Here is an 11609-nt window from a genome sequence, read left to right on the forward strand (position 1 = left end):
CCATGGCCTTTCATATTATTGAAGGCAATATATTTACCAGTGACTGTCAGACGATAGTGAATACTGTTAACTGCGTTGGCGTGATGGGTGCCGGTATTGCGTTAGAGTGCCGCCTGCGCTATCCGAAAATGTATGAGCGATATGTAGAGATCTGTCAAAAAGGCCAGTTAGATATTGGCAGGCTATGGTTGTACCGAACGGATAGCCGTTGGATCTTAAACTTTCCGACCAAGAAACACTGGCGCTACCCCTCAAAGGAGGCTTATCTACGTCAAGGGCTAGAAAAATTCACCGCCACTTATGCCCAGAAAGGAATCCGCTCTATTGCGATGCCGCTGCTAGGTGCCGATAAAGGGGGGATTGATCCAGAGATTAGCCTAAGCCTTATACAAGAGCATTTAGCGAACGGCCATGAAGGCCTGCATATAGAAGTGTACCGCTATGATCCCACTGCCCATGATGACGTATTTGAACGCTTCAAAGCGCGCCTTCTCCGCGAAACCAGTGTCCATATCCAAAACGCGAGTGGTTTGAAGCCAAAAGCACTGGAAAATCTACGTGAGGCCTTGCAAAGAGATGACATTGTTCAGCTTAACCAGTTATTGCAAGTAAAAGGTGTTGGGCTAGCAACGTTGGAAAAAGCATTTCGTTACGCGCAGGCACCAGACGCTACAGCTCACGATCTGTTTGCGGCTGAATCCGCGACTAATTGATGGTGAATATTGTAAGTACGGTTCTTGGCACTACGCCACTAGGCGAACGGCCAAGGCTTTCCCTTGCTAATCCCTTCAAAGTCAGGGAAGGATCCGGACCTAACCCGTGAGGGGTGGAATCGACTTGCGCAGTCTTAATCCCTTCAAAGTCAGGGAAGGATCCGGACTTTCCTGTACGACCTGGGAGTCCACCCAGCGAGTCTTAATCCCTTCAAAGTCAGGGAAGGATCCGGACAGGTGTATCTAGTCTGTGCCGTCATCGTCGGTTGTCTTAATCCCTTCAAAGTCAGGGAAGGATCCGGACGATGCTAATGGCTCTGGCGATTCCGGCGACGGTCTTAATCCCTTCAAAGTCAGGGAAGGATCCGGACCTTAAATACGATGACCCTACCTTCCTAAGGGGAGTCTTAATCCCTTCAAAGTCAGGGAAGGATCCGGACATAACGAAGACATTGAGCAGTGGGCGGCTATCGTCTTAATCCCTTCAAAGTCAGGGAAGGATCCGGACATATTGCGTCGTTATCCTACTAATACCACTAAGGTCTTAATCCCTTCAAAGTCAGGGAAGGATCCGGACTGAAAATGGTATTCAGACCGTTTCCATCAAAATGTCTTAATCCCTTCAAAGTCAGGGAAGGATCCGGACTGAATCTCGAAAATCCTGAGCGCCGAAAATTGTCTTAATCCCTTCAAAGTCAGGGAAGGATCCGGACGATCAAGAGGTTTGGATCATGCCAAACACTCAGTCTTAATCCCTTCAAAGTCAGGGAAGGATCCGGACCCCGAGGCCTTTAAAAAGTCGTTGACTATCAAAGGGTTGGAAGCGAAATTTTATGACTGTTTTTGCCATGAAAAGTTTGCTTGTTTTCCTTGGATGTGCTAAGTGGATTTTTAATGAGCCTCAAGGGGCATCTTGCCCGAAAAAACCGCGCTGCTCAAGCGTTGGAAAGCCTTCGATATGCAGCCCCGCGGGTAACGGCATCTTTCCCCACCAAACGATATTGTGTTCGGCCAACAGCGGATAACCGCGAACATCGTCGGCCTTTGGGTCTATCGCCAGGGCGAGTTCCGATTTGAGCCGCTGTAGCTGGCGGGGGGTGCCATGCCATGCAAAGACGGAGGCCTGCAGGGAAAAGGCGCAACGCTTGAGCAGGCCATGCACTTTGCGCAGGCGTTTAATGTCCCGGATGTCATAAACGATGATCTGCCATTGTGTATCGCTCATAGGGCTTCCTCAGGTAGGCGGTGTTGGTCAATTTTACGCGCCAAAGTGCGGGCATACCCGGCTAGGCAGCGGCGCCATTGACGCTGGGCGTCGTCCAGATGCGCGTAGTAGATTTCCCGCCCACCTTTGCCTAGCCAGCAACCACGCTCGCTAGGCGGTGAAAAATGCCGGCCAGTGAGAATACCCTCGTTGAACAACTCGACCACCCAGGCCTCAATGCGTGGGCGCAGGGGTTCCATCAAGTCGCAGGCCAACGATTTTCGGCCACTGACCAGTCGGTGGTAGCAGCCTAGCTCTGGGTCGAGCCCCATTTTTTTGAGTTGACGAACGCTTTCTTCATAAGCCAGCACATAGCTGAGCGAAAGAGTCGCGTTGACCGGGTCTGGCGGCGGGCGGCGCTGGCGCTGCTGAAACCCCAGCGAGGCAGGCAGTTTTTTGCGCCAGAAGGCAAACAGGGATTTCTGGCGTTGCCTTCCCAGCCCCGCAGAGTGGCCTCGTTGGGGGTGTCAAGGACCTGTGTTACGCCTGTCATGATGGAGGTATATGGTGTGTTGGCAGTCTCCCCCTGGGCACGCAGCACACTGGCAGTGACTTTGAGTTTGTGGCTGACTAGATGCCGAGACCATATCAGCCGGTCATTGGCATGGGATTGCCAGTGATATTGCACGCTGCGCCGGTGCGCTTGCTGGCTGTGGTTGGCATAGAGCGAGAAGCTGTTATCCGCGTGGCGCTGATTGACCACGATAAAGTCGATGCCGCGCTGGAGCAGCTGGCCTACCAGCTGCGTGGTCACTTGAACACTGTGCATGCAGATGAGTTGAGTCATGCGTGATAGCGGCAGGCTGCGAGGAGGCTGTTCCGGCTCGCGGATAATTAGACAATCAGTGGTGTATTCCAGGGACAGCTTGCGACGGTCAAGAATGACTCGGCTCATGTGGTTTACCTCTAGGTCAGCTAATCACCAATAAATCGCCACTGGGCGAACAAAAACCGGTGCCCAGTTGCCAAGCATGCTGGTAAGGCAGGGTGCGGGCAGCAAAGAGACTGTCTTGGATATCCAGTTCGCAAGCCAGGGTGTCCAGCCAGACCAGCATTTCATCGCGTTTTTCCTGCATTTCAAACACGGATTTCTGATACCCCTCGGCATGTCCCCGCAGGGCACGCAGGCAGCGACAACGCGTGCGGTTGTCGTGAATGTCATAGGCCACGACCCAGGCGGATAACGCCATGTATCACCGCTTGCCCACACGCTCATTTGAATCACCTGCCGCGAGGTCATTCATCCTGGCTAAATGTCTCTCTACCTTCTGCCAGGTGGCGCGGGTATCTCGCTTCAGTGACTCCTGGCTCTGGGTCAAACGTTGCTCATGAGTATCGGCTAGCCGCTGATCAAAAGTTCGCAGCGCCTTAGCCCTAGCACGTAAGAGCCTTTTCAGCCCTTGGCCGTGTGTCGCCATTGGGTGTCTCCTGGTTGAGCAAGTTACTGTCAGTGTGCTGAATCGCAAAACAACAAAGGAGAAAGGAAAATTTGTGGATGGCCTGCTAAAAATTTTTGCTAGTGGACGCCTAAAGCGAGCAGGCTAGAATGGCTCTGCTTAAGCAAACTAAAAATTGGCCCTATCTGACATGGAGATGTTATGTCCCTCACCCTTCTTGCTGTTACCGGCATGACCCCGCAGGTGATTACTGAAACGCTGTATGGTCTGCATCGTCAACGCAGCCCCTGGCCGTCTCGTATTCACATCATTACTACTGAGGTAGGTAAAGGAGTGCTGGAGCAGAGTTTGTTGGCGGACCGAAAACTAGCGTCGCTATGTGAAGAGCTAGAAAGGCCAGACTTTTCTCGTGAACAAGTGCGGATTGATGTCGTGCCGGATGCCGAGGGCAACCCCGTGGATGATGCCAGAACACTCGCGGATCATGAGGCATTGGCCGATTTTATTATGCAGACCGTACGTGAATTGACAGCAGACGAACGTATTGACCTGCATGCCTCCATTGCTGGAGGGCGCAAGACGATGACCTTTTATCTAGGCTATGCGATGAGCCTGTTCGGGCGCCCAGGTGACCGCATGTCACATGTGCTAGTGAGCGAGGGTTATGAGAGCCATCCCGAGTTCTTTTTTCCGACCGCTACTACACAATGGATCACTGATCGTCACGGTAACCAATGGGATGCGGCAAAAGCGGATGTCAGCCTGGCGGATATTCCGTTTATCCGTCAGCGCGATCAGTTGCCGAACCTTTTGCAGCAACAGGGTGATTCTAATGGTAAGCGGATGCGTTTTCGCCAGCTGGTGGAGCTGATCAACCTGGGTGCGCAGTCGCATCGCCTTGGTATCCGGCTAAATGCGTCGGAGCAGCAGCTGGAGATACTGGCAGAGGGTGAGTGTGTATACCGCCTGGCTTTTGCTGGCTTGTTTGACTGGTGTTGGTATGAGGTAGTGGCACGGGCAACCCGGGAAAACGATGGTTCTCTGCGGCGTCATACTGATGACGGTAGCGAGAACACGGCATATTTTGGTCATGCGGTGATGGCGCGTCTGGCGGTTCATCTGGGCTTGCCCTATGACGCCGAGCGGGACTTGCGGCCTCAGGTGGAAGAGTGGCTTGATCAACACGTAGCTACTTTGGAGGCGGCTCGTATCCGGTCGGTGGATTTTGAATCCAGCATGTTGCGCGGGCTGGATGTTAGCCAGGCAACCAACCGTATCAAACGTCGTTTGACTGCAGAGCTCCCGGCAGGCATCGCTACACGCCTAGCCCCTGGGCTGTATTTTGATGGTGCGGGCATTAAGCACACCCGTACGCGCCGGGGAGGGGGGTATGGGCTGAACCTTGACCCGGAGCAGATCCTGCTGAGTGAGGAGTAGCCGCAGGCGGCTCAACGGCTGAGCCAGCATTTCCCGTATACAGGCAGTACGCTTTTTTGCATGGATATTGATAAGGAAAGGATGCGCATTAATGGAGAGCTCGCGGGAAAGGCAATCGACGAAGGATTGGATGAGGGCGTATCTGGCCAGGCGAGGGTGAACCGCGCCGGCTTGACCAGTGCGGTTGGAAGATTGGCTTTGGGTGTCGCCTTAAACGTCCCTCCCTGCTGCATGGCGTAGTCAAGGATTAACGACAAGTAGCGCATGAGTGGGCTGGTGGATAAGTCGTCGGGTGGGTGGATGTTAACTCCAGAGACCTCATTAAACGGTGCATATAGCCAGTTGTACCTTTGCTCGGGCGTGCGTCCACAAAACGCTTCCACGGCGGACAACCACTGACGCGTGAAATAAGCCCCCCAAAAACGCAGCGCAAATAAAAATTTTCCAGACACAGACAGACACAGCAGCAAAAGCCAATCTGAGATTACAGTCAGCGGCTAAGGCCATCATAAGTAACCTAATGCTTGCAAAACTAGGGGAACCACTAGGGGAACCGAAGCAAAAAGCGCAGATGCTTCAAAGGAAGGGAAAGTATAACTCACTGATTTACATGGCGTCCCTGGCAGGAGTCGAACCTGCGACCTGCCGCTTAGGAGGCGGCTGCTCTATCCTACTGAGCTACAGGGACTTATGGCGCGCGTAGTATAGCGCGTCACAGCGCCACGGCCAACCGCATCGGTTTATGGGAGTTGGGTGGGGTCTAGCTGCCACTCTCCAGCCCGACCCTCTGCTGTAAAAACTGGGTATAGTAAAGGGGCATCACAATATTGGTTTGCGCTAGGGCTGAGGAACCCTGTGTGCCCGTTAGCTTAAATGTTTTGTTTGGTGAGCATTTTTCGATGTAGGACGCCAGTGATTTGGCTCGTGTGCGTTTCCCGCTTTTGACTTCGACTGGGACAATGCCCCCTTCATCCGTTGCTAAAATAAATTCAATTTCGGCGCGTGCGTCATTCCACGAATAGCTTGGATCGACGCCAATGGCCGTGAGCTCTTGCTGCACAAAATTTTCTGCCACATACCCTTTGTACTCATAGTTTTGTTGTTTGAGCTCTTTGTAACTGCTACCCAACATGTGGTTGAGCAGCCCAACATCAAACATAAATAGTTTCACCATATTCGCTTTTTTATAGGCCGCCAGAGGTGATCTTGGTTTACCTTCAGTGGGGTAGTTCGCCAAGGCCAGTCGGCAGCATGTTAACCAATGGATGGCGGTCTCAAAATCGCTATAACGTGATTTACGCTCATGCACATGTTTAAACTTAAAACGTTTAACGGACGCATCGGCAACCAGAGACAGCTGTGACGGAATGCTGTTGAATACTGATTCAATCAGCGTTGCATCAACTTTGCCCGCATATTTGCCAAAATCGCGACGATAGCCTTCGACTAAATCAGCATGAATTTTAGACACCTTTTCAACGCGTTCTAAAATGCTCGAGTCTTTATATTGATACCAAGTAGCTACTGCTTCCGGCATACCACCGGTAAAAAAGTAATCTGTCAGTTTATCCATCAATTTAGTGTGGACTGCCGGTGTGTTTGCTTGGCTATCAAAGGCTTTGATCAGCGCCTGTTCCTGTGATGCATAAATAAATTCTTGGAAGGTTAGCGGGCGTAGGTTGTATTGTTCTACCTTGCCAACAGGAAAGGTATTGAGCAAACCAATGTTTGAGCCACTGGCGGCGATAAAATAAGACGGCGCTTTTTCGGCAAAATACTTTAGTGCCGTAACGGCGCGTTCACACTCACCAATCTCATCTAAGATCAGTAGGTCAGTTTCTGGGTTAAATGTCTGGTTGGTCAGTAGCTCAATGTTCATCATCAGGTCGTCAGGTGACAGTGAACCATCGAACGCTTCTTTGTAAGCAGGACTTTCCAGGAAGTCGATACGGAGGATGTTGGTAAAGGTGTTGCCAAATAACTCCTGCAGCAAGAAAGTTTTACCCGTTTGCCTCGCGCCATCAATCAGTAATGGCTTACGCGTAGGTTGTTTTTTCCATGCTATTAAGGCGTTGAGTAAAGTACGCTGCATAGTATCGTCCTGCTCATAAATGGCTTACTGGTATACAGTATAGCTCAATAAACACTTTCATGCGCATAAAAGTGTAAAATATAGCATTTTTATGCGCATGAAAGTGTTTGATTTTGCGCTCTGTTTGGACTAAACGGAAGCGCCTTTAGCTGCAGGTCTTCTTGCGGATCCTCCACAGCGGGGACAGTGTGGTAGTTTACTCAAGTTAACCAATAATTCCTTAGGACACGGCACACGAAGTCTTCATCCTATGAGACATTCCCAAACATGCTTACAAATCTGCATAGATCAATCGACTCTCCTTGCTTGGTCAAGCGAGTATCAGTCAATCCAGGTCATCAAAACTACTCATAGCCTGTCATTTCAAGGTAGCCAACGCCGATCTCTTCTTGGGTCGGTGTACTGCGTACGATTACGTCGCCTTCCCAGTAGGGAACGCTGGTGGGCATCCAGCGGTTGGGGTGGCGCGCTTCAATGGTCATATCAATCTCAGCGTTGGGGAGTGTTAGTTGCCAACGGGTGGGAATATCTCGCTCAGCCACGCGTGCGGTGGAAAGAGGCGTGAGTGTCAGGATATCGGTGCCTATTTGCTGGGTATTGCCTTCGGCATCAAATAAGTGAGCGAACAGGTAGTCGCCACCGTTTTCACCTCCGCCTCTTAGTCGGTAGGCCATTAGCTTGCGGCCGTCGTTTAAATGCAGCGAAAACCAGTCCCAACCGGTTTGTTCGGGGGTCAGCAGTTGGCTGCTCCACTCCCGATCCAGCCAGCCGTTGCCCTGAACCTCATGGGTTTCTCCGTTCAACGTTACGCTGCCTTTAACGGTTAGAAAGGGCTGGCTGTAGTAGTGAGAGCCTTGGCCTTCCACGGTCTTGGCGTTAAACCCGTTTTCGCCGTGCCATACTAGAGGGCCTTCTGCCTGTAGGGTAAGTTCATAGCCAAAACGTTCTTCGCCTTCACCGCTGTAGGCGTTTAGGGTGAAGCGTTCAAAGTTATCATCTGAAGGGCTTTGCAGCGTCCAGTCGTCAATCCACGCTTGAAAAGGAAGAGCGATTACGCCGGCTTGCCCTTGGGGTTGGGCGCTATGGCTGCGTGCAAAGCGTTCCGCGGCGAGATGGGTGTCTTGTTGTGAGATGCCCATATGCGCCATCCATACTTGGTCGCTGGCCCAAGGGGATGGGGAGGGCCGCTCCTGTGGCGGCATTAACGCCTGGCGAAAGAGCGTCCATTGCAGCCCTAGAGGTTCACCTGACTCATCTTCAAGGTTAGCGGTTAGGTACCACCACTCAATACGATAATCAGGGTGGGGGCCGTGATCGTCAGGAAACATCAGCGGCGTAGAAGCGTCAGCGTGGGCAAACCCTTCTGCCTGTGCGCCAAGCCCAGCAAAGCCCTCCTGAGCAGGCGGCGAGCTTTCAGTGCCGCCTTCGCTACAGCCGCTGAGACTCATTAACGCCAGGGCGCTAAACACTATTGTGCTTAACCAGTGTCTGTTCATGTGTTGCCCTCATTGAGTAGGGCGCGGGGCGACGTGCGCCAGAGCTGTACGCAGGGCAGGGCAGCGGCAAGTAGAGCAACGCCAATTGCCGTTAGTAGCATTGTGACGATATCCAGCGGGAATAGCTGCAGTGGGAGCCGCCACCCGAAGGCGGAGACGTTGATCACCGCCACTAACAACCAGGTAATGGCGATACCAAGCGGTAAGGCGATAAGGCCCGTTAATAGCGCAAGCCCGCCCAGCTGAAGTAACGGTAGTTTCACCAGCGTGGCGCGAGGAACGCCCAGCGCCCAGAGGGCTGCCAGCTGGCGCTGTCGTTGATGCGCCTGGGCCAGCAGCGTCGCGAGTAGCGCCAGAGCAGCCACGCCGAGCGTTAACCCATTAAGGGCGCGGGTAATGCTAAAAGTGCGCTCAAAAATTTGGGTGGCGATCCGCTTAACTTCTTGCTGGTTCACTAGTGCTTCGGCGGAGAGGTTGAATTCATTCATCAGGGTCTGGCGAAACTGATCTTCATCGGCATTCTCGTTTAGGGCAACACCGATTGAAGCTAGCTCCCCGTCAAAGCGCTGCGTTAACGCTTCTACCGTTAGCAGTATCTGCTGTTGGGGGTTGCCGTAGTCAGGGTAAATAGCGGCTATCTTAAAATTGTCAGCGCCTTGTCGGGTATTGAGTGTCACTGTATCGCCCGGTGCCAGGGCGCGCGCTATCGCCATCTGTTCGTTGATAAAGACGCTGTCGCTACCTAGCGCTTGCCAAGCGGACGCGGCATCGTCGTGAGTGTCCAGTAGTGGCCAGTTTGCGGTTAATAACGGCGAGGAGCTAACGCCAAACAGCGTAACCGTGCCTTGGGAGGTTAATTCAGTATTGGTGGGTGAAGGTGTGGCCAGTAGGTCTGTACTTCCTCTTGCGGTGGGTAACGTTGCCATTACGCTCTCTTGCGTTAGCAGCCACTCGTTCAGTGGGGCTAATGTCGACGGCACGGCATTGATATAGAGTGGCGCGCTTAGGCGTTGGTCTAGCCACTCTAAAAACGTCAGCCGGAAACCGCCTACCATGCTACTCACCCCCAGGTTAGTTGCCAGTGCAATCAACAGCGCCACCATGGCAAGCGATAAACGAGGCAGCTGTAGCTGCATATCGGCCACGGCCCACTGCATTAACGCAAAGCGGCGCAATACTTTTTGCAGGGTGTGAAGCACACCATAGAGTAGCGGCGGTAAACACAGGGCGCAGGTCAGCAGTAGCGCCGCCACTAGGCTAAAGCTCGCCACCAGACCGCTGCCAGCGGGAAGCCTACTCAGCCAGAATGCCAGGCCAAGGGTGAGCAGAGCCGCTAAGCCGCCTGCTTTTAGCATACGCGTGAGCTGGCGCTGATAGCCGCTGCGCCACGCGAAGGCGTGACCGAGTGCCAGTACATTTAATCGTGCCGCGCGCCACAGCGTTCCGCTGCCGGCGAGCAGTAGACCGCCCAGGGTAATCGCGACGCTGCCGAGCCAGTAGTGCCAGGGGAGCGATAACGACTGTTGAACATCTGCTCGGTAGAGCGAGGAAATAGTGCTCGCAACGTCTGGTAGAAGCTTTCCGGCGAGCCAAAGTCCGCTGGTTAGGCCAAGAGAAGCGCCGAGTATCCCAAAAACGAGCAGCTCCATGAGGATGGCGAGCGTTAAGGTGGTGGCTGGCACGCCCAGTGCGCGTAGCGTGCGCAGCGTGGCTAAGCGCTGTTCCATGGCCAACCCTAAAGCGGCTTGAACAATAAATAGCCCAACCACCAGCGAGAGTAGCGCTAAGGCCGTTAAATTAAGATGGAAACTATCGGTAAGCTGCTCTGGTGACGCCAGATTGGCTGCACGGGTTATCCGGTAGCCATCCGGCGGCTGGTCAAGCGCTCCTGTAGCGGATGCCAGGCTAAGCGTTGCCTGCTCACCAAACAGGTTGGAAGCCGCCGCAATATCCATGATGAGCGTGTCAGGCGGTAAGTCGTTACGCAGTGTAAGGGGCGGTAGCGCCTGCCCGGCAACAGTAGGCGTTGCGCCTGTGGCCTCCTCGCGGCGAAGCCCTAAGGATGGCAAGGTGTCTGGCGCTAGCTGTGTTTGCCAAGGTGGGGTGATGAAATCGTTGAGAGACCCATCACCTCCAGCACCTGAGGAGGGCAGTGTGAAAGGGTCAATGCCCAGTACGGAAAAGCGGGTGCCATTATGCGTGAAGGTGGCCTCTAGCAGCGGCGAAACGGGGAGGCCTGCACGACGAAGCGTTAAATAGTCGTCAATAGTTAGCGGGTTACCATTACGTCGGTCAAGCTGGTCGGTGTCAGCGCTGAAGAGCGCATTGGCTCGGGCATAGCTCTCTTTTGCTGTGGTGTTAATCGCTTGAACACTGCTCCATAGGGCGCTGGCCACCCACAGCCCCACCAGCAGCATTACAAGCTGTGCCGGGTGGCGCTTGTAGTGGCTCAGTAGCGTAATAAGCACGCGCCCTATCATGCGCTCATTTCCTGCAGTTGGCCTAGGTGAAGCCGATAGGTGCGGTCGAGTGGGGCGGCGACGCGCGCGCTGTGGGTCACCATCAGTAGGGCGCACTGCGTCTCTTTAACGAGTGCTAATAGCAGGTTGAGTACAATATCTGCCGTTTGCTCGTCCAGGTTGCCCGTAGGTTCGTCGGCTAATAGCAACGCTGGGCGAACGGCTAATGCGCGGCCAATGGCAAGGCGTTGCTGTTGGCCGCCGGAGAGTTGCTCTGGGTAGTTCGATTCTCGTCCGCCAAGCCCTAATCGTTCCAGCAGGTGGCGGCTCCATTCGGGGTTTTCTCGGCCCGCAAGACGTGCTTGCAACCGAAGATTATCGGCAACGTTTAAGCTGGGCACCAGATGGAATTGTTGAAAGATAAGCCCCAGTTGTTGGCGGCGCAGTGCAGAGCGTGCGGTCTCATTCAGGCCAGAAAGCGTCTGCCCATTGATAGTGACACTACCGTGGTCCGGCGTATCTAGCCCCGCGGCAAGGTGAAGTAGGGTCGATTTACCGCTGCCTGATTCGCCCATAAGCGCCACACTGCTTCCTTGCGGGAGGGTTAGGTCAACGTGGTTGAGCACATGAATATCGCCCTGCGGCGTGCTGAACGTTTTGCTGATGTGTTGCAGGGCTAACATGGCGCCGCTCCTGAGGGACTTTAAGCATCACTATAGCAAAGCCCCAAAAGAAGTGGTTAAACCTATAC

At 53.6% G+C, this 11609-nt stretch carries 10 protein-coding genes, 1 tRNA gene and 1 CRISPR repeat array; of the genes, 2 read left to right on the plus strand and 9 right to left on the minus strand.

Features of this window, described 5'->3' with window-relative positions; genetic code table 11:
- The first annotated feature begins 2 nt into the window (after positions 1 to 2).
- Positions 3 to 713 carry an Appr-1-p processing protein gene (locus BB497_09885; GenBank protein AVI62979.1) on the plus strand — a complete coding sequence of 237 codons (711 nt, stop codon included), beginning with the start codon at positions 3 to 5 and terminating at the stop codon, positions 711 to 713.
- A gap of 63 nt (positions 714 to 776) precedes the next feature.
- A CRISPR array of direct repeats spans positions 777 to 1494; the repeat unit is 36 nt; unit sequence GTCTTAATCCCTTCAAAGTCAGGGAAGGATCCGGAC.
- A gap of 120 nt (positions 1495 to 1614) precedes the next feature.
- Here the strand turns inward: BB497_09885 and BB497_09890 are convergent.
- The 4 genes from BB497_09890 to BB497_09905 form a co-directional block, all read right to left on the minus strand.
- Entirely contained in the window at positions 1615 to 1938 is a 324-nt protein-coding gene (locus BB497_09890; protein AVI62980.1) for a CRISPR-associated endonuclease Cas2, read from the minus strand.
- Positions 1935 to 2288 (minus strand): hypothetical protein, encoded by a 354-nt coding sequence (locus BB497_09895; protein AVI62981.1) that lies wholly within the window; start codon positions 2286 to 2288, stop codon positions 1935 to 1937. Before BB497_09895 ends, BB497_09890 begins: the two co-directional genes overlap by 4 nt.
- Before the next feature lie 600 nt (positions 2289 to 2888).
- Entirely contained in the window at positions 2889 to 3167 is a 279-nt protein-coding gene (locus BB497_09900) for a hypothetical protein (protein AVI62982.1), read from the minus strand.
- Between the two features lie 3 nt (positions 3168 to 3170).
- A complete protein-coding gene (locus BB497_09905; protein ID AVI62983.1) occupies positions 3171 to 3395 on the minus strand; it encodes a hypothetical protein in 225 nt (74 codons plus the stop codon).
- A 180-nt stretch (positions 3396 to 3575) separates the two neighbouring features.
- Between BB497_09905 and BB497_09910 the strand changes: the two genes are divergently transcribed.
- Complete coding sequence (locus BB497_09910; GenBank protein AVI62984.1) at positions 3576 to 4811, plus strand: CRISPR-associated protein; 1236 nt, start codon at positions 3576 to 3578, stop codon at positions 4809 to 4811.
- A gap of 611 nt (positions 4812 to 5422) precedes the next feature.
- Here BB497_09910 and BB497_09915 read toward each other — a convergent pair.
- The 5 genes from BB497_09915 to BB497_09935 all read right to left on the minus strand — a co-directional run bounded on the left by BB497_09915 (position 5423) and on the right by BB497_09935 (position 11541).
- A tRNA-Arg gene (locus BB497_09915) sits at positions 5423 to 5499 on the minus strand.
- Between the two features lie 72 nt (positions 5500 to 5571).
- Positions 5572 to 6903, minus strand: coding sequence for an AAA family ATPase (locus BB497_09920; protein AVI62985.1), 1332 nt, complete (start codon positions 6901 to 6903; stop codon positions 5572 to 5574).
- 344 nt (positions 6904 to 7247) lie between these two features.
- Positions 7248 to 8399: an iron ABC transporter permease gene (locus BB497_09925; protein AVI62986.1), complete on the minus strand. Its 1152-nt coding sequence runs from the start codon at positions 8397 to 8399 to the stop codon at positions 7248 to 7250.
- On the minus strand, positions 8396 to 10879 hold the full coding sequence (locus BB497_09930) for an ABC transporter permease (protein ID AVI62987.1): 2484 nt from the start codon (positions 10877 to 10879) through the stop codon (positions 8396 to 8398). The genes BB497_09925 and BB497_09930 overlap by 4 nt, the downstream gene beginning before the upstream one ends.
- Positions 10876 to 11541, minus strand: coding sequence for an ABC transporter ATP-binding protein (locus BB497_09935; protein ID AVI62988.1), 666 nt, complete (start codon positions 11539 to 11541; stop codon positions 10876 to 10878). Before BB497_09935 ends, BB497_09930 begins: the two co-directional genes overlap by 4 nt.
- Between the last annotated feature and the right edge of the window lie 68 nt (positions 11542 to 11609).

The organism is Halomonas sp. GFAJ-1 (assembly GCA_002966495.1).
Classification (GTDB): domain Bacteria; phylum Pseudomonadota; class Gammaproteobacteria; order Pseudomonadales; family Halomonadaceae; genus Vreelandella.